31 protein-coding genes and 2 pseudogenes are annotated in these 26,351 nt (G+C 43.2%); 12 read left to right on the top strand and 21 right to left on the bottom strand.

What is annotated here, in order from left to right; translation table 11 throughout:
• Positions 1-33: 33 nt before the first annotated feature.
• Positions 34-243, bottom strand: a complete 210-nt coding sequence (locus tag ACFORK_RS03420) for a Ni2+-binding GTPase (protein WP_379195601.1) — start codon at positions 241-243, stop codon at positions 34-36.
• A gap of 240 nt (positions 244-483) precedes the next feature.
• Between ACFORK_RS03420 and ACFORK_RS03415 the strand changes: the two genes are divergently transcribed.
• Entirely contained in the window at positions 484-1,053 is a 570-nt protein-coding gene (locus ACFORK_RS03415; protein ID WP_379195599.1) for a thymidine kinase, read from the top strand.
• Positions 1,054-1,108: 55 nt separating this feature from the next.
• Here the strand turns inward: ACFORK_RS03415 and ACFORK_RS03410 are convergent, their stop codons facing one another.
• Positions 1,109-1,363, bottom strand: coding sequence for a putative signal transducing protein (locus ACFORK_RS03410; protein ID WP_379195597.1), 255 nt, complete (start codon positions 1,361-1,363; stop codon positions 1,109-1,111).
• 144 nt (positions 1,364-1,507) lie between these two features.
• Between ACFORK_RS03410 and ACFORK_RS03405 the strand changes: the two genes are divergently transcribed.
• The 4 genes from ACFORK_RS03405 (at position 1,508) to sda (ending at position 3,539) form a co-directional block, all read left to right on the top strand.
• Positions 1,508-2,164: a hypothetical protein gene (locus tag ACFORK_RS03405; protein ID WP_379195595.1), complete on the top strand. Its 657-nt coding sequence runs from the start codon at positions 1,508-1,510 to the stop codon at positions 2,162-2,164.
• Positions 2,161-2,685, top strand: coding sequence for an accessory gene regulator ArgB-like protein (locus ACFORK_RS03400; protein ID WP_379195593.1), 525 nt, complete (start codon positions 2,161-2,163; stop codon positions 2,683-2,685). The genes ACFORK_RS03405 and ACFORK_RS03400 overlap by 4 nt, the downstream gene beginning before the upstream one ends.
• A 137-nt stretch (positions 2,686-2,822) precedes the next feature.
• Entirely contained in the window at positions 2,823-3,155 is a 333-nt protein-coding gene (locus ACFORK_RS03395) for a LytTR family DNA-binding domain-containing protein (RefSeq protein ID WP_379195591.1), read from the top strand.
• Between the two features lie 213 nt (positions 3,156-3,368).
• Complete coding sequence (sda, locus tag ACFORK_RS03390) at positions 3,369-3,539, top strand: sporulation histidine kinase inhibitor Sda (protein ID WP_379195589.1); 171 nt, start codon at positions 3,369-3,371, stop codon at positions 3,537-3,539.
• Positions 3,540-3,684: 145 nt separating this feature from the next.
• On the opposite strand, the gene ACFORK_RS03385 is transcribed toward sda, so the two are convergent.
• Positions 3,685-3,993, bottom strand: a complete 309-nt coding sequence (locus ACFORK_RS03385; RefSeq protein WP_379195587.1) for a hypothetical protein — start codon at positions 3,991-3,993, stop codon at positions 3,685-3,687.
• Between the two features lie 539 nt (positions 3,994-4,532).
• Between ACFORK_RS03385 and ACFORK_RS03380 the strand changes: the two genes are divergently transcribed.
• The 5 genes from ACFORK_RS03380 (at position 4,533) to ACFORK_RS03360 (ending at position 9,271) form a co-directional block, all read left to right on the top strand.
• On the top strand, positions 4,533-6,092 hold the full coding sequence (locus ACFORK_RS03380; RefSeq protein WP_379195585.1) for a spore germination protein: 1,560 nt from the start codon (positions 4,533-4,535) through the stop codon (positions 6,090-6,092).
• 1 nt (position 6,093) lies between these two features.
• Positions 6,094-7,296, top strand: a complete 1,203-nt coding sequence (locus tag ACFORK_RS03375) for a Ger(x)C family spore germination protein (protein WP_379195582.1) — start codon at positions 6,094-6,096, stop codon at positions 7,294-7,296.
• 13 nt (positions 7,297-7,309) lie between these two features.
• Positions 7,310-7,516 carry a hypothetical protein gene (locus ACFORK_RS03370; RefSeq protein ID WP_379195580.1) on the top strand — a complete coding sequence of 69 codons (207 nt, stop codon included), beginning with the start codon at positions 7,310-7,312 and terminating at the stop codon, positions 7,514-7,516.
• Between the two features lie 35 nt (positions 7,517-7,551).
• The gene (locus tag ACFORK_RS03365) at positions 7,552-8,700 is read left to right on the top strand and encodes a GerAB/ArcD/ProY family transporter (protein ID WP_379195578.1); all 1,149 of its coding nucleotides are present in this window, start codon (positions 7,552-7,554) and stop codon (positions 8,698-8,700) included.
• A gap of 97 nt (positions 8,701-8,797) precedes the next feature.
• Positions 8,798-9,271, top strand: a complete 474-nt coding sequence (locus ACFORK_RS03360) for a GyrI-like domain-containing protein (protein WP_379195576.1) — start codon at positions 8,798-8,800, stop codon at positions 9,269-9,271.
• A gap of 172 nt (positions 9,272-9,443) precedes the next feature.
• Here ACFORK_RS03360 and ACFORK_RS03355 read toward each other — a convergent pair whose 3' ends face one another.
• From ACFORK_RS03355 to ACFORK_RS03305, 11 genes and pseudogenes are all read right to left on the bottom strand, one after another.
• Positions 9,444-9,821 carry a hypothetical protein gene (locus ACFORK_RS03355; protein WP_379195574.1) on the bottom strand — a complete coding sequence of 126 codons (378 nt, stop codon included), beginning with the start codon at positions 9,819-9,821 and terminating at the stop codon, positions 9,444-9,446.
• 345 nt (positions 9,822-10,166) lie between these two features.
• Positions 10,167-11,012: an amidohydrolase family protein gene (locus ACFORK_RS03350; protein WP_379195571.1), complete on the bottom strand. Its 846-nt coding sequence runs from the start codon at positions 11,010-11,012 to the stop codon at positions 10,167-10,169.
• A 553-nt stretch (positions 11,013-11,565) separates the two neighbouring features.
• Positions 11,566-12,078 (bottom strand): annotated as a pseudogene (locus ACFORK_RS03345) (restriction endonuclease).
• 293 nt (positions 12,079-12,371) lie between these two features.
• Entirely contained in the window at positions 12,372-12,671 is a 300-nt protein-coding gene (locus ACFORK_RS03340) for a hypothetical protein (RefSeq protein ID WP_379195784.1), read from the bottom strand.
• Positions 12,629-13,156: a DUF5677 domain-containing protein gene (locus tag ACFORK_RS03335; protein ID WP_379195569.1), complete on the bottom strand. Its 528-nt coding sequence runs from the start codon at positions 13,154-13,156 to the stop codon at positions 12,629-12,631. The genes ACFORK_RS03340 and ACFORK_RS03335 overlap by 43 nt, the downstream gene beginning before the upstream one ends.
• A gap of 544 nt (positions 13,157-13,700) precedes the next feature.
• The gene (locus ACFORK_RS03330) at positions 13,701-14,564 is read right to left on the bottom strand and encodes a PDDEXK family nuclease (RefSeq protein ID WP_379195567.1); all 864 of its coding nucleotides are present in this window, start codon (positions 14,562-14,564) and stop codon (positions 13,701-13,703) included.
• 766 nt (positions 14,565-15,330) lie between these two features.
• Positions 15,331-15,933 carry a DUF4145 domain-containing protein gene (locus ACFORK_RS03325; protein ID WP_379195565.1) on the bottom strand — a complete coding sequence of 201 codons (603 nt, stop codon included), beginning with the start codon at positions 15,931-15,933 and terminating at the stop codon, positions 15,331-15,333.
• A gap of 232 nt (positions 15,934-16,165) precedes the next feature.
• The gene (locus ACFORK_RS03320; RefSeq protein ID WP_379195563.1) at positions 16,166-16,405 is read right to left on the bottom strand and encodes a hypothetical protein; all 240 of its coding nucleotides are present in this window, start codon (positions 16,403-16,405) and stop codon (positions 16,166-16,168) included.
• Positions 16,406-16,424: 19 nt separating this feature from the next.
• A complete protein-coding gene (locus ACFORK_RS03315) occupies positions 16,425-16,877 on the bottom strand; it encodes a hypothetical protein (RefSeq protein ID WP_379195561.1) in 453 nt (150 codons plus the stop codon).
• On the bottom strand, positions 16,871-17,074 hold the full coding sequence (locus ACFORK_RS03310) for a hypothetical protein (protein WP_379195559.1): 204 nt from the start codon (positions 17,072-17,074) through the stop codon (positions 16,871-16,873). Before ACFORK_RS03310 ends, ACFORK_RS03315 begins: the two co-directional genes overlap by 7 nt.
• Positions 17,075-17,534: 460 nt before the next feature.
• Positions 17,535-17,783, bottom strand: a complete 249-nt coding sequence (locus tag ACFORK_RS03305; protein WP_379195557.1) for a DUF7669 domain-containing protein — start codon at positions 17,781-17,783, stop codon at positions 17,535-17,537.
• Between the two features lie 179 nt (positions 17,784-17,962).
• Between ACFORK_RS03305 and ACFORK_RS03300 the strand changes: the two genes are divergently transcribed.
• The gene (locus ACFORK_RS03300) at positions 17,963-18,946 is read left to right on the top strand and encodes a hypothetical protein (protein ID WP_379195555.1); all 984 of its coding nucleotides are present in this window, start codon (positions 17,963-17,965) and stop codon (positions 18,944-18,946) included.
• Entirely contained in the window at positions 18,939-19,064 is a 126-nt protein-coding gene (locus ACFORK_RS03295; RefSeq protein WP_379195553.1) for a hypothetical protein, read from the top strand. Before ACFORK_RS03300 ends, ACFORK_RS03295 begins: the two co-directional genes overlap by 8 nt.
• 161 nt (positions 19,065-19,225) lie before the next feature.
• On the opposite strand, the pseudogene ACFORK_RS03290 reads toward ACFORK_RS03295, so the two are convergent.
• From ACFORK_RS03290 to ACFORK_RS03260, 7 genes and pseudogenes are all read right to left on the bottom strand, one after another.
• Positions 19,226-20,189: pseudogene (locus ACFORK_RS03290) on the bottom strand (tyrosine-type recombinase/integrase).
• Between the two features lie 173 nt (positions 20,190-20,362).
• Entirely contained in the window at positions 20,363-21,181 is an 819-nt protein-coding gene (spo0A, locus tag ACFORK_RS03285) for a sporulation transcription factor Spo0A (RefSeq protein WP_379195551.1), read from the bottom strand.
• 199 nt (positions 21,182-21,380) lie between these two features.
• Positions 21,381-22,499 carry a SpoIVB peptidase gene (gene spoIVB, locus ACFORK_RS03280; RefSeq protein ID WP_379195549.1) on the bottom strand — a complete coding sequence of 373 codons (1,119 nt, stop codon included), beginning with the start codon at positions 22,497-22,499 and terminating at the stop codon, positions 21,381-21,383.
• 122 nt (positions 22,500-22,621) lie between these two features.
• Positions 22,622-24,364: a DNA repair protein RecN gene (gene recN, locus ACFORK_RS03275; RefSeq protein WP_379195547.1), complete on the bottom strand. Its 1,743-nt coding sequence runs from the start codon at positions 24,362-24,364 to the stop codon at positions 22,622-22,624.
• A 55-nt stretch (positions 24,365-24,419) separates the two neighbouring features.
• Positions 24,420-24,869, bottom strand: a complete 450-nt coding sequence (gene ahrC / locus ACFORK_RS03270) for a transcriptional regulator AhrC/ArgR (protein WP_175373063.1) — start codon at positions 24,867-24,869, stop codon at positions 24,420-24,422.
• Positions 24,870-24,899: 30 nt separating this feature from the next.
• Complete coding sequence (locus tag ACFORK_RS03265; RefSeq protein WP_379195772.1) at positions 24,900-25,379, bottom strand: hypothetical protein; 480 nt, start codon at positions 25,377-25,379, stop codon at positions 24,900-24,902.
• A gap of 59 nt (positions 25,380-25,438) precedes the next feature.
• Entirely contained in the window at positions 25,439-26,338 is a 900-nt protein-coding gene (locus tag ACFORK_RS03260) for a TlyA family RNA methyltransferase (protein WP_379195544.1), read from the bottom strand.
• Positions 26,339-26,351: the final 13 nt, after the last annotated feature.

Below are 26,351 nucleotides of genomic sequence, written 5' to 3'. Positions count from 1 at the left end.
TCCTCCGTAATGTTCCATTACCCGTTATTCTGTTTATTCATACAATGCTTCCCGTAAGCGGGTAGACATGCTGGATGATTGGCCTGTTTTCAAAATCACCCGTCGCAATGCCTTGTTGCTGCGATTACTCTCGGTCAGATCTGCCAATATCTCTTCCATAAGAGCCTTGGCTGTCTCGGATAATTCCCCGTTCGCTTCGAGAGCCGCCATCCGTTCCCTGTAGTCATCATATTGCTCAGCCATGCCATTCCCTCCTTTCTTCACACGGTAAAAACCGTGCCATTCATACGAACTCATGTTTTACTGCAATAGAATTTATTATAGCATATCCTGTCATAATGATCTTTACGATAACCTGAGCCCCGAGAAGGCTGTAGAACGCATTATTGACACTGGCTTCTCCGGTACCGAATATGATACTCTGTTAAGGTCGCAATTTTCGGGATCATAATTAAGCGGGTACTAACGAAAGGACAGATGGACGTGGCACAGTTGTTTTTTAGATACGGGGCAATGAACAGTGGAAAATCCATAGAGATATTGAAAGTCGCACATAACTACGAGGAGCAGGGCAAATCCGTGCTGATGTTCACGCCCTCCATTGATGACCGGGACGAAGTAGGCTATATTACCTCCCGCATCGGACTGCGCAAACAGGCCATTCCGATTGACGATAACACCGATATCTTCGGGATTGTCAGCAAAAGTCTACCCAAGCCACACTGTGTATTAATCGATGAATGCCAGTTTTTGAACAAAGACAGCATTCTGCAGCTGGTACGGATTGTCGATGAGCTGGAGATTCCGGTGATGGCGTTCGGACTCAAAAATGATTTTCAGAACAACCTCTTCGAAGGCAGTAAATATATGCTGATCTATGCAGACAAAATCGAGGAGATGAAAACAATCTGCTGGTTCTGTGAACGCAAGGCAACGATGGCCCTCCGCGTGGAGAACGGTAAACCCGTCTACAGCGGCAAGCAGATTCAGATCGGCGGTAATGAAGCATACTATCCCGTGTGCCGCAGATGCCACAAGAATCCTCCCTTGTAACTATAAAAGCATTCCTAACCGGATTATCGGTTGGAATGCTTTTTTTAGATTAACGTTAGCGTATGGCCTGTAGGGCCGCGTGCTCGTCTTCCTCCCGGACGTATATCTCGTAGATCGGATTGGATCTTCCTCCAGCCGCCGCGCGCTGATTCAAGCCCCTGCTTCCCCCATCAATCTTGGAACGATGCGCAATGCCTTCAGCAAGTAGACTATTTTTAGCCTTGAAATATTGTACCTGGTCAAATGTGGTGATAAGCAAGGTGCGCTCTCTCGGAATAAAGAAATTCAGTATGCTCCGCAACAGACTCAATGAGTTCCCCTCCTCGTCTCTATCAAATACATTTTCAAGAATTTTTTGCCGAAAAGTGTCATTCATCATTGTTGTATTTTAGCATATTATGTATAATGTTTGGTAGATTAAGGATTAATTATCCTGATTACCGGGAGTGTCAGCATGTTGGATTTCGTGCTTTTTATGATTTTTTCTGTTGTAGAGAGTTCTACATTGTTTTACTTCGCATTTAAAGTTTTTAAAATTGATTTGTATGTAAAAGAAATCATATTTGCAGGAATTATCATGGCCTTCTTCTCTTATACTATTCGAATTGTATATGGTTTGGCTGAAATTGATATTTTGGTACAATACATATTGGTCTTTTGCTTTTTGTGGCAATTATTTCGTATACATATCTTCTATGCAGCAATCATGACAGGCCTGGCCTATCAAAGCTATATGTTTATTCAGTCCCTTATTTTTTTAATCCTGAACAGAACATTAGTTACTACAATTCACATTCCTACCAATTCAATAAGAACCTATTCCCTTCAATGCCTATCAGCTCTTGTAGTTTTTTCAATTGCTTTTTATGTAGGTAAAAAAAGAAAGGGTTTTGATTTCATTCCCGATAAGCCTGATGGAAAAATAAATACAAATCGCAGTGAAAAGATACTGTTTGTCCTGTCGTTCCCCTCTATTACTGTAGTCGTGCTAATGCTTTACCTTTTCAATAATTTATCGCCATACTTTAATTTAATGCCTCTCTTCTATGCTATCATCCTGTACGGTTATTTATATCTCTCACGAAAAAAGAATTTTGGAGACACGATATGAATAAATTAGCCTACAAAATTTCTAGTTTAATAAAAAATACCAATCCAGAAGAAACCTCCTCTGTTGAAGTAATGCAATATGCTTTAAATATAATTTTGAATAGCATATTAATTTTTCTCGGTACTTTGCTGATTAGTTGGCTGCTAGGGAATTTGAACGAGTCCATAATCTTTATAATATTCTTTTCGTCATTACGATTTCTCTCTGGTGGGTTCCATCTTAAAACCGCAACAGCCTGCAACATTGTTACGATTTTACTATGTACCCTAACTCCCTATTTGATTACCTTTCCAAATAACCGGGTTTGGATCATCAACCTCATTAGTTTGCTAATCATGTTTTTGTTCGCACCAAATCCAGACAAAAATGCCCAAATACAGCCTCAGTTGTATCCGACGCTAAAAATACTCTCCATAATCCTGGTTTCTCTGAACTTCTTCATTAGCTCCACTGTTATCGGACTTGCTTTTTTAGTACAGTCCTTAACAATAATACCTTTAAAAAGGAGGATTAAATCATGAAGAAAACTGCAGCCAAACTCGCCTCTTCGACGCTTTCCGCATCTGCCCGTTTTTTTGCATCCGTCATGAAGATCGGACTACACAGCCCAGAAATCCCAAAAGAACTGCGGAAGTAGTCGAACAAGGATGGGGAAAACATGCGTGTCTTGCTAAATGACGGTTCCTCTCAGGAAATTCTTGAGGAAGAAATATTGTATTTCTCCAATTACAAAAATACAATATTCGTCCATACGAAAGAAGGCGAATTTGTTCTCCCCACCACACTTTCCGATCTTTTCGCCGCTTATGGTAGCAAGGGCTTTGAACGTCTGGACCGCAGCAACGTCGTGAACATCAACAATATTGACGGTTATGATTCCGAACGGAAGATCGTTTTTTTCAATCAAGGGGAGCAATTTACTAACGTCTCGGAATCAAACGAAGCTCGAATCAAAAAGTACCTGTCTGACCGCAACAATACTCTGGATTAAAACAAAAACGGCGATACTGTCCCCTATGCGGGATGGATCGCCGTTTTTCGTTTCTTACAATACATAATTTACACAAAAAGTTAATTATCCTTTAACTTTAATAAAAAGTAAAGATGAATTCGCAGCGCGAATGGCAGGGGACGGATTCAATTCCAAATGGTACCATTTAAGTTAGGGTCCTGATTTTATTCTAACTACTCTTGGAGGAATCTTATGGAATATCATTTTCATCCCATTCCGCGCCCTTCATCACTTGATATGCTATCCGACGAACAATTGGTGGATATTTATGAATTGGCGATCGATGCCAAGGTATCCGCAGAATTTATCAATATTATTGAGAATGTCCTGGGCCGCAGAAACCTGCTTAGTAAGGGTACATGAGTTTACGCTATTTCCTCCCAAGCCAAGGATTTTGACCAGATATACTGATCATAAATTTATATAAAGCTTTTTTCATTAAAAAACCAGGCACCCCCACTTCGGGTGATGCCTGGTTTCTTTTCACTCCATATTGCTCATTGCAATACTATTCAACAATCTCTGTCTTGAAGACATTATCTAATTTGACGCCAATTCTTTTCTTCAAAGGAACTTTTACGTCGCGGCTCAGTTCTTTGAAGAAGGTCTCCGCATCACAGTTAACGTTCTTGGCCAACGCAGTGAGCACACCGTCACCAACGATGTTCGTGTTGCTCTCCGCAGGTATATCTACTTCAATATCATACTTTTTAGTTAGCGTTCTGATATATCTCGTAAAGATCTCCAGCAGTTCCTCGTTGTTAAAGTATTCAATGGCTGCCTTTCCTTTGCTGGTGAATTTCATGGTAATCTTCAATAGCGTATCCCCTTTTCTCTTCCCCACTGGTAATGTATGCTCTGATTCAACTTAAAATAGATGGCTGTAAGAAAGGGCAACAGATTCATTTCTTTCAGTACGATCCTATCTCTAATCATAACACATCAGGACAAGGGATGGTAAAGGGTTAGTTCTCAGAAGATTTTATCCATATATTGCATGGGCTAAATTCTTCGGCTTGCTCGCCATTTAGAAAGGAAATTTAAAAGTAACCACCCATAAAATTATTATTCCAACAATCACAGATATTAATCCCCGCTTATCTTTTCTTTTACTATAGAAATATGCCCCATTAGAAACCCCACCTTATTGAAGGCAGGGTATCTGTACGTTCCGATGATAAAAGTATATTGAACTTGGGACTTTTTGTAAATAAAATTTTAACATGTGTGGAACTCGCGATTCATGACTCACGAAGTAATCACACAACTACAGAGCCTCTCTTCTTCAGTGCATAGACTTATTTGGCAGTGGTCATAATAGGAAAGAAATGCGAAAGTAGAGAGAAGGTTCCATTCATGCGGCGAAATCCACCACCCAACACCTATCATCAAAATGATTCTCAGACTACTCTGCCGGGGGATGACCAGCTCCTAATTGATAAAGAAGTTGTGCCTAATACGCTACGTATTCGTCAAGACATGGGCGAAAGTAATGACTTAGTTATTCGCCAGGTTTTTTACGAGCATACGGAAAAGGTTGCTGCTGCAGTCATTTATATAGATGGCATGTCGGACGCAAACATTATTAATCAATTCATAACCGATGTAATCATTGCGAATATGAAAAAGCTTAGCCATCATCATGAGGGACTGGAAGTACGAGAGACTGACCCTGTCGTGCTTGCCAAAGAGCTTCTGATTGGTGTGGGTTCGATTCAGACTGTTACGGAGTTCGGCTTCTTATATAAAAACTTGCTGTCCGGCGAAGCTGTTATCTTTCTGGATGGCTCTGTCCAAGCCTACTGCGCCGATGTCCGGCAGTGGAAAGGACGTGAAATCGGCGAGTCCACCAATCAGACCTCCATCCGTGGACCGAGAGAGAGCTTCAACGAGACGCTCCGCACCAATACTTCATTAGTTCGCAGAAGAATTAAAGATCCCCGTCTTTGGCTTGAGACCTATTCCATCGGCTCGATCACCAAGACAGATGTAACGATAATGTATATCAACGGCATTGCCAAGCCTTCGGTCGTGGATACGGTCAAATCACGCTTACAATCCATTAATATCGACAGTATTCTCGACAGTGGATATATCGAGGAACTAATTGAAGATGGCAAATACTCGCTGTTTCCTACCGTTTACAATACAGAACTGCCTGATAACGTCGCCTCTCAACTGCTGGAAGGCAAGGTAGCCATTCTGGTGGACGGAACACCAAACGCACTGCTTGTCCCTACACAAATGATTTCTTTCTTCCAATCTACAGAAGATTATTACCAGCGCTCGGTCTATGCGAGCCTGTTGCGGATTTTGCGTTTCATCGGCTTCTTTATTTCTTTGCTGTTCCCGTCCCTCTATATCGCCATTACAACGTTTCACCGCGATATGCTGCCGGCTCCCCTGCTGATCAGTCTAGCCGCGCAGCGCGAAGGCGTGCCTTTTCCCGCATTTATCGAAGCTTTTATTATGGAAGTCACCTTCGAAATCTTGCGTGAAGCCGGCCTGCGTATGCCGAAGGCCACCGGACAAGCAGTATCTGTAGTCGGCACACTCGTAATTGGTCAAGCTGCGGTAGAGGCCGGAATTGTATCTGCTGCGATGGTCATCGTTGTCGCAATTACAGCAATATCTACTTTCACAGTTCCTGCCTACAGCATGTCGATTCCGATCCGGATTTTACGGTTTCTCTTTATGATTGTAGCCGCCAGCTTTGGTCTGCTTGGTATCTTTATGGCCATATTCGTGCTGCTGCTCCATCTTTGTGCACTTCGTTCCTTTGGAGAACCATATTTGTCGCCGATTTCCCCCTATCGGAAAATTGAAATGCAGGACTCTCTGTTGAGGATGCCAAGATGGCTGATGTTCAGACGCCCTGAAACTTCGGCGAGAAGAGGCGAGGAAAGGTTACGTTAACATGGATAAATTTAAGGTCATATTTCTAAAAATAATGATCGTGATGCTCTGCTTCCTCTCGTTAACTGGCTGCTGGAGCAGACGTGAGTTGAACGAGCTTTTGATTGTGCTCGGAATAGGATTTGACTGGGTAGATGATGAATTTCTCGTCTCCTTTCAGGTAGTCAACCCAAGTGAAATCTCTGCACAGAAAGGAGGCGGAACTCGTCCACCCACGACTTTATATCAGGGCAGGGGCAAAACATTGCTAGAAGCCGCTCGTTTCTTAACAGCAGAGGCGCCTCGTAAAGTGTATATGGGACATCTGCAATTCTATGTCATCGGTGAGGAGTTAGCGAAAAGAGGAATCAGTGATTTCATAGATAATGCACTACGTGACAATGAACATCGCATGGACTTCAATGTGGTCGTTGCTCGAGAAACCAAGGCCGAAGATATCCTGAAGATCTATACGCCTCTTGAAAAACTGCCCACTTACAGTATGCTTCATTCCCTTGAGACATCGGAGAAAAATTGGGCGCCTACAGTCTCCATTACAATGGATCAGGTGTTAAAACGATTATCTAGTGACGGCGTAGATTTGACTTTGACCGGGATCCGGCTAATCGGTAGTCTGGAGCAGGCGGAACACAAAAGTAACGTCGAAACCTTTCTCCCCGGCAGCCGCTTCCGGTACAACGGGATTGCCGCATTCAAAGGTGACAAGCTGGTGGGCTGGCTGAATGAGAAGGAGAGCAAGGGCTACACCGATATTTCGAATAAATTAGAAAGCACTTCTATCGAAGTTCCATGCGACGGAACCTCTTACACCGGAATTGAGATTACCTCCTCCGAATCGAAAGTTGAGTCTAAAATTATCGGGGATATCCCGGAGTTTATCGTCTCCATTCGTTCCGAAGGAAGTGTGAATCAGCGCTCATGCCGCGAGCTTGATTTAATGAATCCTGCTACCATCACGCAATTGCAGAAGCAGACGGTAGAAATTATTCGCAGTAATGCCGAAGTGGCCGTCAGTCGCTCCAAAATGATGAAATCCGATTATTTGGGCTTCGGTGAAGTGATAGCCCAGAATCATCCCCATTACTGGGAAAAAGTCAAAGGTCGCTGGATTGAGGAATATTTAGCGAAAGTAAAGGTTCGTTACAAGATTCAAATGTTAATACGCAAAACGGGTACAACGGGCAATTCGACCTTGAAACCATAGGGGAGTGTAGAGCATGGCCATAGCTTCAGTTATTGGGGTGCTGGCATTGGCGGCAGCTGCTCTTGGGCTGGAAATGCCCGGACTGCTGCAAAGGAAGCGTACAAAGGAGCTTGTGGTATTCCTTGCACTGCTACTGATCGGAACCTCACTATATATAGCACTGGTATTAAATGCTCCGCTTCCTAATCTGCTTATGCTTTTGAAAATCCGCTTCTCGTAGCAGTTCTATGGAGGGATACGGGAGAAAGGAAATACATGCCAACAAATACTATGGAGAAAATATCAGTACGGCAGTTTACGATACTGATCATCCTGGGGATCATCGGGGATTCCATTCTCGTGCTGCCAACCATGATTGCCTTTTTCGCCAAACAGGATTCCTGGATTGCGATGATTTTGGCTGGCATCTTTGGTCTGGTCGCGGGCTTTTTGTTCGCCGGGATTGCCAATCGACTCAAAGAGAAAAGTCTTATTGCGGCAATTCAAAGCAAATTGGGAATCGTAACGGGCGGTATAATCACACTACTGTTCCTGTTCCAATTCTTCATGTGTGCCTTGACTCTTATGAGCGAAATGAGCCAGTTCATGACCACGCAAATGATGCCGGAAACTCCTGTCAATGCGATACTTGTATTATTTGTAGCTGTTGTTATCATTGCTTACCGCTACGGAGTAGAGGCGTTTGCCCGCATGGGAGAACTCCTCTTTCCTGTTTTTCTAGTGTTATTCCTCTGTCTGGTCTTTTTTCTGTTCCCGCAGATTGAAGGCACCAATGTGAAGCCAATATTGGCTCATGGTCTGGGACCGGCTTTTAAAGGGATGTTCCCGGCTGTCACTCAAGCTTTTACGGAAGTGGTGTTTATTCTTATGCTGGCACAGCATGTCAACAGCAAGACCAAGCTGACCAAACCCATTCTGACCGGCTATGTCATCGGCGGATTTATTTTGCTCATCGTGGTCACGCTTTGCGTCCTCGTGCTGGGTCCATCGCTCATGGAAACCAAATATTATCCCGCCTTCGTGCTGGCCCAAAAAATAACCATCGGCAAATTCCTGGAACGCCTGGAGGTGATCCTTACCTTTTTATGGATCATTACTGTTTTCTATAAAACCACCATGCTTTTCTACGCCTTAACCACCGGGTTAGCTCAGTTCCTGCGCCTGAAGGAAAGCCGAATGCTAACGATCCCGCTCGGAATCATATTAATCGTATGCACCATCACCAGCACGCCCAACATAACCGTGTACAACCAAATTTTGCTCTTTTACTATCCCTGGTTCGATCTCATCTTCTGCTTCGGTCTGCCGCTGCTGTGCTTTGTGATTCTACTCATCCCAGGGAAACGGAAGAAAGGTGTGTCTAAAGCAGGCGAGCCCAATGAGACGGATAGAAATACTGCATAGGTAGTTCTGGTTTTTGAATTCTACCCAGCTAACACGATATAATCTGGTAGAGGCCGTCTTTGGGTCTGTACGAAAAAGTATAAGGAGCTGGGTACTCGTGTCGATAAAATCAATACAGGTACAGCGTAATGAAACCAAACTTGTGGGGTACACCGCAACAGCATCGTTAAATCAAGACTTGGAAAATGAAGTTGTCGTAAAATTACGCGAAGCACTGATAGCAAGACGTCATGAAATTGCCAACCAATTAGATGACACTGGCATCTACCTGATCCAAGTGTATCCTGACGTCGAGTGGACACCGGATGTCCCTTTTGAAAGTATCGTTGCGGTAGAAGTCAGTGAGTTCAGCACATTGAACGATGGATTCATAAGCCATACCCTACCGGCTGGAACCTACGCGAAGATCACCCATACAGGCCCCGAATCGCAGATTGGCGAAACGTATGATGCCATCCGTGAAGCGGATATCGGTAGTGATCGGATGTTTGATTTTGAATACTCGGCGGATCTAGGGTCACCGGAACACGAAGAGAGTGTTATTGAGATTTATTTGCCGCTGGGGGATTGAGTGGCGGGGTGCTGTGAAGATGGCTGTTGTGGTGCGGTAAAGAAGCGATTCTTGGAGTGAGAGAATCGCTTCTTTGTAACGCTTTTTGCACTATTTAGTTTATACGTTCTCCTTTAAAGGACTCTCTAATGTGTTTGATATCCTTTAGCAAATCGAAGATATCTTCTCTTGTTTAATTTGGCCGCTCTCCTGCCTCATCAATATTTTGTCCATTGGCAAATCTCCAAAGAAAATAGCCATTCGGTGCAGAAGGCCCGTCTTGCCCTTGTGTGAAAGCCGCCGTGCCACCAGGTGTTCCGCAAATGGGCTTGAGGACCTCGTAAGCATTTGCCATTTCTTTAATGAAGCCCTCACGGATTAAAAATGAAAAGTTTTCAGGGACCCATCCACTGTTAAAAATATTCTTGGATAAATAAGAACCTGGTAGCAGAGTAATCATTTCAAACTTCTTCGCTGTGCGATCATAGTAGCCCTTAGCTTCTTTCAAAAATACATTAGTTTCAAATTGTCCGATCTGCGCTGGTGAGATCGTATATCTGGTTCTTGGCATGGTTGCAACCTCCTTTCAATAAGGAAAATATAACCTGTGATTTTTATTTTTTCAACATTAAATCTGAAATATCCATTTTATCTTTGATTAAATCTATAAGAATGAAATAACCTATACTTTGAATGCCAAGTCTTATCATAGTAAAAGCTTCTACGACTTCCCTTCCGGATGGCATACAGTAAAAGAGGATGAACTTATAAACGAGGATATTGATCTTTATGAATGTCTCTAACTACTATAATCACTGGGAACTACCTTCAGAGATGATGAATAAGTAAATATCAGGTTCAAAAAACGCTCGGAGCTTATTGCTCTGAGCGTTCCGATTCAGCTACAACACTAAAGTTACTCCTGAACAGGCAAGCCCAGTAGTTTAGCAGCATTATCATAAAAAAACTTCTGCTGTACGCCGTCATCCCAACTCCAATTTTTCACCTTATCTAGTGTAAATTCATATGGCACATTGGGATAATTACTTCCATACAAGATCTGGTCCGATAAATGGAAATTCGCAGCTTCCAGATACTTTTCTCCGTCCGGGAATCGAACAAACAGGTCGGGCAATATATAAATATTGCGAAGGTACGAAGCGGTCCCTATCGCTTCATTTACGAATGGCCAAGCTCCGTGGTTGATAATAAAGTTTAAATCCGGGAACGCTTGGGCAGCTCTAACCAATTGGCTTGGTCTAGCGAAATCATAGTTCTGTCGCGGTCCGGTTATACCCAGATAAATGCTCAGTGTCAGCGCAAGCGGCAACTTATACTTTGTGCAGGCTTTGAATATAGGGTCCCACGCAGGGTCGCCTACTGGTAAATGAGGCAGTAACACAGATGCGTTGAGCGCCACCCCGCGGAACAGCCCTGTAGCGGCGTAGGTTTCAATCGTTCTTACCGCTTCGTCGACGTAGGGAGTATCTACCCCAATAAAGCCAATGAAGCGTTTGGACAGCGGACTTTTCAGAAAATCCGCAAGCTCCTCATTCGATGAGCCCGGCTCATTGCCACGCCCCATAATGACCGCGTAATCTATACCATGAAAGTCGAGCTCGCCAATCACCTCATCAAGCGTGCTTGAAGGTACTGAGACGACGTTTTGCAGCTTGCTTCTATCTCTGACAACATCCTTCCCGTCCACAAATAGCTTCTCCCATTTGGGAATCGGCGCCTTCATACGAAAATCAATAATCATAGTTGTTAACCCTCCTTCTTTTCCTAAGTTTGCACAGATGATATGCCCCCAGATGGTTCTCGATATGGGCTGCGATGTTACGTTTAATCTCCATGATTCGCACCAGATCGCGCTTAAAATTAATATCTGGCTTCTCCCAACCATCATCTGTCAGCCAGTGAAGCAGTAGCGTGTTATACTGCAGCAGAACGGGGAAAGCTGCCAGAATATGTGCGGCATTCCTTGATTAACATGCTGACCGCTTATCCAAGCATCCTGAGCGAATGCCCGCAATGTTACAGTAGTATCCATCAAAATACCGCTTATTCGAAAGGAAATCCCTCTCGCTAAGACTTTGAATTGCTTGGAGCAACCTTTCGTGTGTTTCCTGAAAGGCTTGAATATTTTGCTTTCTCATGCTTGCATTCTCCAAATCATGAATCCTATGGGGTCATGCACGCAGCCAAACAACCGATAGCAGTCTGCGGTATGTTGCAAAATTCACTCCTGAATGTATGGGCATCGTGCCCGGCTCAGCCATAGCCTTATTTCCATTTTACTTAAATTAATATAATTACCATATATTAAGTTTTATTCCCGTAACTTTCTTCACATAGTTCTCAGCCTTGTAATCCTTGCGCACCTCGTGCAGTACACCGCTATTCGCTTCAGACCAGGACTCCAGTATCATCCTTGGCTCTCCTTCAATGATATCACTCGCTGCAACAGTATCGCCGCTTCTAAACGCCTCAATGATATTCATCAAGTCAGTTCGATCGAGCAGCTTCACATAGTTGATGCCAGCCAGCGTTTCACATGGCTCCGTAAACTTGGCTGTAGCAATCACAATGGCTCTTTTAGCTTTGTAGTACCACATGCATGAGAAGACCTCCTACACAGCGCTGATGCTCACTGGATTGCCAACATGATACCGCTTTGCTTGTACAACATTCCTGACTCCTTCACGATCTGTAAACACCACATCAGCTCCAAAATCGCGACTCCCTTTAGTCTTGTATACTCCTGAATAGCCAAGCTCCATTAACAGTCTGTAAAGATACATCTCGAATCCTGAGCCATCCTCCATTCTGTCTATTTCAGCCATGTTGATAGCTGTTAAATCGTAATTCTCTTCAGTAAAGACTGCTATCCTCTTTTGTTTATGTTGGAAACTCACAACCAACAGACCAAACGTGATAATAACTACAACTATTGATACAGATAAAACATAGACCATTAGAGCTACCTCTAAAATCAACTAGTAAAATAATACCATATTACCTTGGAAATAAATTAAGTTATTGGTTTTTTCGACATGAAAAAGAGACAGTTAGATTAACTGCCTCTCCTCCATATGTTCCTTATTAACATTGCAATGCATCATCTTCCATATTCCGGTACATCATCTACATCCTGAGCTATCTTTGCACTTGCGTACAACAGCCACATAGAGTATTCAATCATTCTTTTAGTCTTCTGATTTTCAAATTTTTCCAATATATGCCGAAACACTATATGAGCATAGTTAATTGCAAGACTGGAAGTTGTTTTAATCTGTAGAGAATTGAACACTGGTGCAGCTTTAAAATTGCCTTTAGAAACAAATAAATGATCTACTACAGGAGAACCATGAACCGTCAAGGACAAAGCTCCATACAATCTATCGTAATCATCAGACATTTGCACGACTTCACATAGAGCTTTAGGTGTTGCATTTGGGTATTTACTTTGAGCTTAGCATCTTTATTTATGATAGACAGTAAGAGTTTACTATACCAGTTTGATCGTGGTATGTATTTATGTTTTATTCTATGATACGTTCTATTAATTTCTGCATGTTCACTTACAGGTATAATACTGCTATCCCTTTTTATCGCCAGGTACTTTTCTATATACTTTGAGTCCATAAACAACTGCATACGATTTTTAAAATCATCATAGATAAATGTAGTTGTGACCGCTGTTTCGAATAACGATCTGAATATAAGCGAGGCTTGATGAACACAGCCGTTTTTCAGACAATTATATATTGTAAACAAATCCGTAGATGCTTTGGACGCCAGCAAATAGCTTCCTTGTTCTGCATCTAAAATTGAAGAGTCTGCCAAGTAATTTAGAAAGTAATAGTATGTTAAAAGCAGATATAGCGTAGTATCATTTTCCACAGCTTGACCTTCCAGCCATTCTGGGAATCTTCGTTCTAAGTCTTGTATGTATAACTGAAACCCATCCTCCACATCTCCTAATGAAAATAGATCCTGTAATTCCTATTACATACCTCCCACCGTTGTATCCTCCTTCGAATTAAATCCCTCTAATTAGATAAAGCATTTATTTAATACCAGCATAGCATAATGCCAAACTCACATAACTACACTCCTAATAAATTCTCATTTTAACTTATTGTAAAGAAATCCATCACCATCCTCATTGACCTGTCGCGGTAGAACAGCCTGTGGTATATTATGGTAATCCAAAAAAACCTTTCTGATCTACAAGTATGGGGGTATATGAAAAAGAACATCCTGTGGATGCTCTCATGTTTTGTCCCTATTCAACTTTACTTAGTTTTATTTACATATATTAATTTATGTGTAGATTTTATCTTCTTACACCAGTTATTTTCAATATCAGTAAATATGCTGTTCCTGACTTTCATACAGCGCTAAAGCACATTCAACCTTCTTTACAAAAAAATACGATTATAAATTAGTTTTTTAAAATACTCATTACCTCTTCTAGTTTACTATAATTCTCATCTAAGATATATTGGGATGCCTTAACATTAATTTTTTTAAAGTAATAAGGAGTCTCATTGCTTAACCATAAATTTTTAAAAGCTGTAAAGCAAACACCCAAAGAATTGTATCGAAATCTATCATTTAAAATTTCAATCTTATGTATATTTGCTTTGTAGAACTCATTGGTTAGTGCATTTATTGCGTCATTCATTTCGAATTCCGTTTTATATCCATTTAGAGTGATCTTTTTTGAAATACAATTATAAATATCAATAAAAATCAAACCATATTTGTTATCAGTATTTGTAACTTCATTTAATTGTTTACCCGCTTTTTTATAATTCTCTTCTAGCCCATTTAGTGATCTCAGTCTCTTACATTCAATTAAAAAAGTATCATTTCCTTTAGTTGCTATTACATCAGTATTTTGATTGAAATCTATTTTATAACCTCTATTCTTAAGGTTTACTGCAACTGTTAGTTCATATAAGAAATCTCGAGAAGAGTCGTTTTTTGAAGTAATATCAAAAAAATCTTGACCTTTTACAACTTTTTCGAGTCTTTCATTGAATCCGTCACTCGTTTCATGCTTAAACGCTTCAAAAATATCAACAATTTGAATGCATTCTTGAAAAGCTTCATTCGCCTTAAGGAATGCGTCTGATTTAAAATTCTTATTTCCGCTTGCCATAAAATCATTAATATAATTCATATATCTTGAGTATCTTGAACTTTTGTAATTTATGTCCTTTATACCAAACCATTTTAATACAGAAGGCATTCGATTTAAATATTCTAATGTATGTGTACTGGTAAAACTAAGTATATTCATATTTTTATTCACCTTCCAAACCTATTATCGACCGATTTTAAAACTATTTACTAATATAATTAGTATAACACTACTCTTTTTCATTATGTTTGTCATATTCATTGGCTAATAGAGGATAGAGATGAATGAAAGACTCTACTGAATTGGTGCCTACTACTGTAACGTTATAGCACATAATTATCACTCCGATTTCTCTCAAATTTATGGAAGTCTGTAAACATTATCTCTCTAGTATTACCCAGCGATATTTTACTACGGAAAATAGTTTCAGCATATTAGGTTTATTTTGCTTCAATCGATTTAAGCTGTACGCTGTGTATAACTTCTATCCCTTACGAAAAATTTTGCAGAGGGTACATCTTCAATCAAACAACTGTTAGTGTGGAGAAATAAAAAGCGGTACATGTATCTGTTATGGGCAGATGAGCATGTACCTTTAATTGCTGCTGAGACGTTCTAGGGCTGACTGTGAGGTTGTTATATGTAGAAAGTAAAACAGTCAAACAATCTTCGGGAGGATCTAATAGAATGATGTCTTTAGCAACCACAAAATGTTACCCTCACAAAACATATTTGCACTAAATTGTATCACTCAAAAAATACCCTCCGATAATTCTAGAGCGAAATTTAAAACATTCTGCAGTAAGGAGACAAAAAACCTTATAAGTCAAGGCTTTCAGGTATTCTTCTTCTCCTTAAGTGACCTTTGATTTCTTAGCATTATTGGAAGTATGCTACCACAATACTACCATAATTGACTGATGCTTTATGAGTCGCTAGGTCTTCTTTTCATGAAGTTCTCGAACTTGTTTCTCAAAACATAAACATAATCACATATTGCTATTGCAAAATCTAAAAGGTCCGAAGCGTCTACTTTATTTATCATCACATCAGAGGCATGCGCTCCGACATTCCGATGAATTCGCAGAGTATTTCCCCATTCATAAATTCTCTTGTCAATAATCTCACGCTCAAGCAATTCCTTAAGACCACCAGCGATGTTCGAACTCTTAGTGTCAAAATCCTTACAAATACCCTCAACAGCCCTTCCACACATAACAGCGCATGCCAAATACGCACTACCTTTAAAGCATTTCTCAGCCTCATTCAGAGAGAAACTGACCGTCTCAGGTAAATCCCAAGACAATTCTCTTCTAGGCTCTGGCCATAACCTAACAGCATGACTCCATTCAAATTCATCATGCCCTATCTGCCAGTATTCTGTTCGGGCTAACAATGAACTTTTACAGATAGGACATTCTAAAAGAACTCGCTTCGTCGGATGATCTTCATATTCGCCAAAAGTTTCATGCTCGCCTCTTACAATACCATCTACTTTAGATGCACAATACGGACACTCGACAATCATACCTTACCTCAATTCTGGAAACTAATCCATCTCAATAAAATTCTGTAGTGCGAATTAACAATGAGTACTTGTGTTAACACGTTCCACTTCACCATATTTATTCTACGTTATTATCACACATTCCTGCACTTTAAATATGAGTTTGTCTATTGGGTTCTTAATTTAGCCATTATTTACATCAAATGATTGCACTTTGGTTACCTCTCTTGCTAGTTAAACTAATCTTGATTTTTCATCTCTCATACCCGAGCGAATTTATATCGTCCAGCCGTATGCTTATAGGTTTCTGTTCAGCGCCGACAAGCATCATAACCCTGCCAAATTCAGTCTTCTTGTATTCAAATTGTACCGGAATTGCCACGCCTTGTTCATAGAAGGTAATGACTCCATAGTTATTGTTTGTAAAGGCTATTTTAAAGGCTTGTTTCTCTGATTTCCAGTTTCCTTCAGAATCCGTCAATTCATATTCCATATATTCCGTTGATACCTCATTAGGATAAAGGCTTGTTAGCAGATGATGCTTCTACTGAAGGATTTGGCTCACCTGCCGTTACTGGTATCGTTACCTTTCCTTCATTATATGCTGTTACGGATTGATACATATTAGTAAAGATGGTTTGGTCGTTATTGAATGATGAAGGGTACATAATATAGTCATCGACTTTTTGCCTCCACAGCTCCGTTCCTTTGGTGCCGTCAATAGCAATCAGATCAGAATAGGCAGGAGTACCTTTATACTTTTCATACTCTCCACCCCAAGCGCCAATGTATAATGCATCCTCAAGTATGGACGGCTGGGGTACAATCCAAGGAATGGTGGCGCGGTACTTCTCATCACCTATCTTAATCTTCCATAACTCCTTACCTGATTTAGCATCGATGCCAACCATTTGTCCGCTTCTCACTTCGGATGCGATTACCTTATCTTTAAGCAAGGTTAACACAGGGGTTTTGGCACCTCAAAGACATCATTACCATACTGCCATTCCTGCATTTTGGTCTTAAATTCAATAGCAGTGACATGTCCGCTCAGATCGACTATGTAGAGCTGATCTCCAGCGACATTCAAACTGGATATTGGCGCATCCGTGCTTATGGAGTCAATCTCCTTCCCATTTTTCTCATCTACAATATGAATCACGACATCAATTGGAACATAAAGCTTATTCGCTGCTAAAACAAAACCGACAAAGGGGATTGCATTGCCATATTCCCAACTTACTTTGCTTGTTTTGATGTCTATCGCTTCTAGGGTGACGACCCGACGTTAGTTTGTTCTGGGAGCTGATGAAATGATTAGATTCGCTGTAGGCAGTGTATTGAAATACTTAGAGATTATGGAACCAGTAACTTCATCCGTACACAACTCACCAAACTTGTGGAAGTTTGCATTACCAAGATTAACTGATCTGTAACGAACCTTATATCTTAGGATACCTCCGCAGCGCTCAATCTCTTCTTTCGTCACTCCCTTCTCTTTTAGTGACATTCTTCTGCTTATCATAGACCTGAAGCTCTATGTAACAGCGGTCAGTTCATCTCCTCCCAATTGAACTTAGGGATAAGCTCTGTAACAGTTTTAGTTTTCATGGTTACCACTCCTACAAATTAATGACCTTGTAGTAACCGTCTCCGATCCGTTCGTAATCATTAAAGACCGTAGCGTGATGCCGCTTTGCATTAGCGCAGCATTTTGAAACGATATGTGTCCTGATCGTAGATTCAGCATAGTTCGTATTGTTGCGCTGCATGTACTCAATAGCTTCCTTAGGTGTGAACCGATTTTCTCCTTTGGCTTTAACTATGATTCTCGTTGCTTGTAACAGTTCATCCCTGCAAGTGCTTTTCATTCAGAATCGCCCCATTCATGATTTTCCTCATCTTAACATAAACTTCATTTTCCAGAATAGTAATCTTCTATTGTGATTAAGTGTTGTGATTAGAGCCAATGTCTAATTCATTTCCGCATTCAACATCCATTGTTTTCATATTGTAGGCGGGCTACAATCGGTTCAAGAGGTGAAAAACAATGTTGAAAGCGGAATTGCTCGAACGAGTTCGAGAGCACGGAATATCAATAAGCAGCAATATGATTGAGCGGTACGTCGAATATGGTCTTATCGTTGGAAATCGTGTGAGTTTAGGATTCTCCCAGGGTGTCGTTACCCACTACGATGAGCGGACAATAGACGCTATTATCTTAATTGATAAGCTTAAATCTAGCAGACTATGTAAGCATCAGAAGGACTATATCTTCATCCTTTATTGGAAAGGATATCCTGTTCAGTGGGACAAGCTAAAGGCTCGACTTATTGAATTCCATTCGAGCATTATGAATACATTCAAGGAAGTTGCAGGTTATACTGCACATCCTGAGTATCCTGAGATCATCGAAGATATCGCTAACAACGAAGCAGCAAGAGCACCTAAAGCAATTGGAAGGCCAACAAAACATTCTGAAGAGATGCAGAGGATCGAAGCAAAAGAATCTGCTAAGCGATTAATGATAGTCAGTAAACTCGTTTCTGACATAATCGACAACGGAACCATATCGTTGGATGTGTTTCACACTTTCAATCAACTATCTAATATCGACTCGGAAGTAATGAATGAGACTATTCTTGGGCCAACAAACAACTGGCTGCAGATGATGACCTGGAAGAATTCAGTAAGACACTCAGATGAGCAAGACTATCAAGAAGCTTACGAACTTATCGCAATACTAAAGGAATACTGGTCGGATCTAGAGGTTCACTTCGGAAGCGTATATGATATTCCTTTCTTCGGGAATAGCATTAAAAATCTAGAGGATTCTTTTCAATTAAAGTTATTTACAGACAAGCCATCGTTCTACAGATATGTTTTGCTTGTCTTAATCAGCGGTGGTTTTAGACAAAAACTCATGCAGTTCTTGTCCAATCCTTCCACGAGAGGAAACTGGAATCAAATTATCGCGGCTCTCCCTGCTCATCTCGCTCAGATTACAGGAGAGGAGGTGACACTCAATGGGTAACGTCGGAATCGCATTAGGCGGTGGCAAGGCCTTCTCTGCCCCTGCATGGTTCATCCTGGTTCTTATCAGTTTGGCCGTTATCGGAATCAACCATTTAATCAAAAGAGCAAAAAATTAAACAAATTGAGCACCTTCTCTATTGTGAGATAGGTGCTCGATGTTGTGTACTACTTCACAGCCACATTCTGAGGCTAATACAGCTTTAAATCGAGACTTACAGGGAAATATATTCCCTAACCTCTAGGGCTTCAAGACGCCTCTTAGAGCTTCACTACATAATCAAATCCCATCCATATGCGCTATAGGACTATGCTTCTGGTACTTTCTAGCGATCTCATCGTTTGTAAAATCCAGGTACGCTTTCTGAGTTACTTCCACTGAACTATGTCCAAGGATGCGGCACAAGCTAAACCAGTCCCCATTGTTCAAGATGTTGTACTTAGCAAAGTTATTCCTCAGTTGGTGAGGATGAATGGACACCCTTACCTGTTCTCCTGCCTGACGCAATGCTCTTTCATAATTGCGAACTTCTAGCTGCGTTCCTCTGGTCGTCGGAAACAAGAACGGACTCTCCGAATATCTGTCCCTGTACTTCATCCATTGCTTCATGTCATTAGCAAGCTTGAATGAGAAGTAAACATAACGCTCCTGCTTATTCTTTGGGTTCGTGATTAGAATGCTCTTATGTGTGAAATCGAAATGCTCAGGAAAAAGGGACAGGCACTCTCCAATCCGCCAAGAGCTTAGTTATGATGTAGTTCCTGTAACCGTGAAAGGTCGATGAATCAAACTGCTTTAACACTCGCTTGATTTCATCAGATGTCAGCATCTTCTTCATCTTCCGTTCAGACTCAGGGTTGTCAATACTATCCATTTAATTTTTCGGGATTTCTCGCTCAGCATGGTACAGATAATAGAAGAACACTTTGATGTTTCGAACGTAGTTGGCTATGGTTGTCATCGATATGTCCTTCTTATAGTCGCTTCGGTTATCTGGATGATTGATGTTCTTGGTTTCTTCCTTGTTGACGACCGTGTATTTGCCCCGCTCCCGCAGATACTTAATGTATTGGCGAATATGTCCTGACTGGACTTTCTTCACATCTTCAATCCCAAAGCTCTGCTTCAAGAACAGCGTAAACAACTTAAGGGTTTGTTCATAGGGTGCCATTGTCTTGCGGGAAAGATTCTTGGAACTGCAATAAAGCATAAAATTGTCGAGGTGGAATTCCATGTCTGTCATAAGAAATACCACTCCTTTATGGGATTGTTAGGAACCCAATAAACAAGTGGTATTTGTTGGCTTACTTATTCGATATTTATCGGCTCAAAACGTCCACTTTCGGATATTTATAGCCATAATTGCAATAGCCCTTGACACTCACAATCCCTTACCCCTCACTCCTCCTTACCCTTTCAAGAAACCTTATGCTCAATGCGCAGCTTGTCTGCTACCATGGCAATAAACTCCGAGTTAGTCGGCTTGGATTTGGAGATATTAATCGTGTAGCCGAACAGGTGGCTGATGCTGTCAATGTTGCCACGGGTCCAGGCCACTTCGATGGCGTGGCGGATGGCGCGTTCAACACGGGAAGGCGTGGTTTTGAACTTTTCAGCGATGGCCGGGTACAGCGTTTTGGTGATGGCACCCAGGATTTCGATGTTATTGTACACCATGGTGATCGCCTCACGCAGGTACTGATATCCCTTGATATGGGCCGGAACACCAATCTCATGGATGATGGAGGTAATGTTGGCATCCAGATTCTTGCCCTTGGACAATGGCACCACATTAGATCTTGAAGCCGTGAAGCCCGACATCCCGGAAGAAGAGGAAGAGGTCAGATTGGATTGTACGCCCACCAATTGCCGCACCCGGTTCGCAAGAACTTCCATATCGAACGGTTTCAAAATATAATAAGATGCCCCTAGCTGCACAGCTCTTTGCGTAATGTTCTCCTGTCCAAAAGCTGTCAGCATAATGATCTTGGGCTGCGGATTCAGGTCCATTTCACGCAGACGCTCAAGCACACCCAGTCCGTCCAAATGAGGCATAATAATATCAAGAATAAGGACATCGGGAACTTTACGTGTTTCGCTAAGCATATGCAGTACTTCTTCCCCATTGTACGCGATGCCCGTTACAGTCATGTCTTCCTGTTCTGTAATATATTCGGCTAGCAAGTTCGTAAATTCCCGGTTATCATCGGCCAACAACACTTCGATATTCTGCACTGGCTGCTTCCTCCTTATTTATACCTGCTATTCGAAAATAACAATTTTGTCTTCTCTCCCTTACGTTTTCGACATCTGGATTGAATTTCCTTCTGTCGAAAATTATTTTTCTTTATTTTTTTTCAGGGTTAGATTATAATTAATTATTTTATTGCACGGTTCGATGTAGTTCGGTCAGCTTCGACAAAAAATCTTAAGGCTAAATGGCCTTAAGATATTGTTGTAAGCTATTTTGTTCGCTGATTACTCCGGAATCCCTTAGCATCCATTCGATGAAGCAGCCGTACCCGGATTTAGGATCGTTCACGAATACATGGGTGACGGCGCCGATCAGACGGCCTTTCTGCACAATGGGGCTACCGCTCATCCCTTGCACAATCCCTCCGGTCTTGTCGAGCAGACGAGGATCGGTAATCCGCAGAATCAAACCCTTTGTGGCAGGAACCTGCTGCTTAGCTACATGGATGATCTCCACATCGAAACGTTCCACCTGTTGGCCGTCTACAACGGTCAGGATCTGCGCTGGTCCTTCTTTCACATCGTTGCTCAGTGCAATCGGAATCGGCTCTTTATAGAGGCTGTGTTCCGGGTTACGGTCCATTTTGCCGAAGATACCAAAGTCCGTATTACTCTCCACATTTCCTAGAACCTGACTCTCCTTGAGAAAATGAGCTCTTTTCTCACCAGGATCGCCGTCCTGGCTCTTGGATATCGAGGTAACACTGGACTGCACAATATGGCCGCTGCCGACTACAATAGGTGTTCCTGTGTTCATGTCGGTAATGACATGCCCGAGTGCACCATACACCCCCTGCTGCGGAGCATAAAAGGTCAGGGTACCTACCCCTGCTGCTGAATCCCGGATGTAAAGTCCAAGACGCCACACCTTGTCATTGCGGTCGTAGGCGGGTTTAAGCTTGGCGGTATGCTCCTTGCCACCTCTTTTAAAGACGATGTTGAGGAATTCGCCTGCTTTACCAGCACGCTCCACCAGTTTGGCTACCTTGGACACTTCATCCAGCTTCACACCGTCAATGGAGGTCATCAGATCCCCGGGCAGCAGTCCGCTGTTCTCGCCAGGTGAAATCTTGGAGGACTGTGAAGTCTGGACCATGTGATGCCCGACAACCAGCACGCCTGCAGATTTCACCTTCACACCAATCGTCTGTCCTCCCGGAATGACCTTCAGCTCCGGATCAATTCCCTTCTGCACCGTCTTGGCCTGGTTAGGCTCACGCTCCGGTGAAGAGGCAAAGCTTGTGATGGGTCCCGTTATGCCTGATAAACTGAGAAAGAAGGCAAGTAAAAGGCCGGGCATTAACTTCCTGAGGTTCGGCTTCAATGGCTGTCACGCTCCCTTTTGCTTCTTTCGCTTGACGAAAAAGGTGGTCGCCAATTGCGTACCTATAAGATAACCTTGCCCCCAGGCTTTTATTACTGTCAATCATTGTCCCGCTTACCCTGCGCAGCCTTGCTGGCCCCCGCCAGATTAAGCATTTCCTGCGCATGATGCAGCGTCTTTTCGGTAATTTCCACGCCACCCAGCATCCGGGCCAACTCCTTCACCCGTCCATCCTCGGACAGGGCTTCGACCTCGGTCATGGTCCGCTCATCCTCCACCTTTTTACGGATCAGGTACTGATGATCAGCCATACAGGCGACCTGCGGCAAGTGGGTAATGGAGAACACCTGACAAGAAGAAGACAGCTTAAACAGCTTATCCGCTATGGATTGTGCTGCACGACCGCTGACACCGGTATCCACCTCGTCAAAGATCAATACAGGAATAGCGTCGGTCCGGGCAAAAATACTCTTCATCGCCAGCATAATCCGCGACAGCTCACCGCCAGAAGCGATTTTGCCCAGTGGGCGCAGTGGCTCCCCGGGGTTTGGAGAGATCATGAACTCGGCGCTGTCGATTCCCTGTCTCGTTAAACGAATGCGCTGGCCTTGGTATTCAATGCCCCGCGGGTCCTCCAGTGTCTCCAAGCTGACCTTAAGCGATGTCCGCTCCATCTGGAGATCCTTCAGCTCGCTTTCCACCTGGGTAGCCAGATCGTCCGCACAGATCCGTCTTGCCTCGGTTAGCTCACCAGCTGCCTCCATTAATACAGCAAGCAGTTTATCGCGCTTCACAGTCAACTTCTCAAGATACTCGTCTTTATTCTCCAATAAATCGGTTTCCCGGTGAATTTGCTCATAATAAGCAAGGATCTGCTCTACACTGTCTCCATATTTACGGCGCAAGCCAGTAATCAGATCCAGCCGGTTCTCAATATCCTCCAGCCGCTGCGGATTGAATTCGATATCTTCACGATAGTCGCGAAGCTGAAACGCCGCATCCTCCAATTGATAATAGGAAGACTGCAGTTGCTCCAGAATGCTCTTCAAGCCTTTTTCATCATAACGGACGGCGTCTTCCAGCCTTGAAATGACTTTACCAATTGATTCCAGACCCTGGCGATCATACAGCAGTTCGTATGCCCCCGATACGGAATCCATCATTTTCTCACTGTGGGATAGTTTGACCCTTTCTTCGGAAAGTAATTCATCTTCACCCGGTTTTAATGCCGCCGAAGAAATCTCCTCCAGCTGAAAACGATACAGATCCAGCATCTGGTATGCCTTTTGACTGGATTCCTGCAATTCCCGTAGTTCTCTCTCCACCTTGGCAAAAGCGGTATACCGCTCCTGATACACCGCTTTAAGCGGCCCAATAATCGGTTCGCCGTAAGTATCCAGTAATCCGAGATGGCGTTCCGCCTTCAGCAGATTCTGATGCTCGTGCTGGCCGTGGATGTTGACCAGTTGTTCCCCAATTTCCCGTAGCATGCTGAGGTTGACCATCTGTCCGTTAACGCGGGAAGTACTCTTGCCCTGCAAGGTGATCTCGCGCCTGATGATCAGGTGTTCCTCCTTCTGTGCCTGGATGCCCAGTCTCTCCAGCGTTTCCCACACCGGATGGCTGTCCGGCAGGCTGAACAGTGCTTCCATCTCCGCCTTCTCACAGCCGTAACGAATGGAATCAGCGGACCCGCGTCCGCCGGCAATCAGTCCCAGCGCATCAATGATAATGGATTTACCTGCACCGGTCTCACCGGTAAGCACATGAAATCCGGGAAAAAAATGAACATCCACCGCCTCCACGACGGCCAAATTGCGGATTGATAACGTTTCTAACACGAAAAGAAGCACCTCCGAAAAGTCATGCCATTGGCTATTGATTAATGCTAGAGGATTACGAAATATAACCCATAATCTGCGAAATCACCGTTTTGCTGTCTTCGGGCTGGCGGCAAATAATAAGGATGGTATCATCCCCGGAAATAGTTCCCATAATCTGCGGCCAATCAATATTGTCGATCAAAGCGGCAACGGAATTTGCCGTACCCGGCAAACACTTCATCACAACCAGGTTACCGGAAAAGTCAATCTGTACGAAGTTGTCCACCAATACACGCTTGAGCTTCTGAACCGGATTGTAACGCTGATCTGTCGGAAGGGAATATTTATATCTGCCGTCATCCATCGGTACCTTGATCAGCAAGAGCTCCTTGATATCACGAGACACCGTAGCCTGGGTTACCTGAAAACCGGCATCCCGCAGCGCTTCCACCAGCTCGTCCTGTGTTTCTATTTCCTTTTGTGTAATAATCTCGCGAATCTTGATATGTCGTTGTCCCTTCATTGTTGCCTCCCGTTTTTTAAAAAAATTAGCTTAATTGGATTCACCATCGTCTTTGCCGAGTTCAATCACATGGATGGCTGCAGTCGCCATATTGACATACAGCACACCACTGCATTCGGGGTAGATCAGCAGATAAGGCAGCAAATAATCACGCAGCCCGCTGCCGGTGAAATCCAGCGGCTTGCGGGGGCGGGCAAGAATCACCATATAGAAGGACCCGTCCTCTTTGGCGACAACATAATCTATGAAGATCCTGCTGTACATCGCCGCTCCATTGACCCGGAATGACAGAGGAATCTTCAATTTGCCGCCAATCACCTCGTACCCAGCCTCTTCCATAAAGTCGATGGCCGGATGCGGGGGAATATCATTATTTATCGGAATCTTATCTTTAATCATTGAACGCGGAGAGCCCTCCAGCCATACATACAATCTGTATAACAAGCCTATGGCAACCGCGATTCCAATCACCGTCATGACGATCTTGTCAGAGCTACCTGCCACATCCATCACCTCGGAGATTTATTCGTGCGAACCCCCGCAAAATCCTCCCCAATGACAAAAGAAACTCACCGCCGTGAGTTTCCATGAGTTGTATTGACACTAAACGTGGCGTTAGCCTCCTTGATGACCTTATCGGCCAACGCAGCAAAGCTGACGGCAGCAGGCGCAGCTTCCGCACTATCAGGGTGCTCTACGGCTTTCTCTGCTACAGACTCATCAGCCGGATCAAGTCGCCAGTGAGCCAGGAACTCCACATTGCCCTCTCCACCGGTAATCGGCGAGAAGGTCAGATCCTGAAGACTATAGCCCAGCTCGGCCGCCATCGAAAGCACATTGACCAGCACTTCCTTATGCACAGCAGATTCACGAACTACGCCAGATTTCCCAACCTTCTCCCGGCCTGCTTCGAACTGCGGCTTGATCAGCGCGGCAACATCTGCCGGACGCTTCAGCAGCGCCATCAGCGGCGGGAGAATGATTTTAAGGGAAATGAATGATACGTCGATGCTGGCAAAATCGGGAACAGGCCCCTTTAGATCCGGAGGTGTCATATAACGGAAGTTGGTCCGTTCCATGACACTGACCCGCTCATCGTTGCGTAGCGACCAGTCCAGCTGATTGTAGCCGACATCAATGGCGTAGACATGACTGGCGCCATGCTGCAACGCACAATCCGTAAATCCGCCAGTGGAAGAACCAATATCAAGCATAGTCCGTCCGGTAAGATCAATACCAAAGGTACAGAGCGCTTTCTCCAGCTTCAATCCACCTCTACTAACATAAGGATGGACAGCCCCTTTAACTTTCAGAACGGATTCGCGCGATACCTTCATGCCTGGTTTCTCGATCCGCTCTTCATCCGCGAGAATGAGGCCGGCCATAATGGCGGCCTTGGCTTTCTCACGGCTTTCAAAATACCCCTGCTCCACGAGCAGTACATCTATCCGTTCTTTACGGTGTTCCATGGTCATCTCCCAT

Origin of the sequence: Paenibacillus sp. GCM10012306 (genome assembly GCF_042649265.1) — a bacterium.
GTDB lineage: Bacteria > Bacillota > Bacilli > Paenibacillales > Paenibacillaceae > Paenibacillus_AQ.
This window is presented reverse-complemented; position numbering and strand designations above follow the sequence as displayed.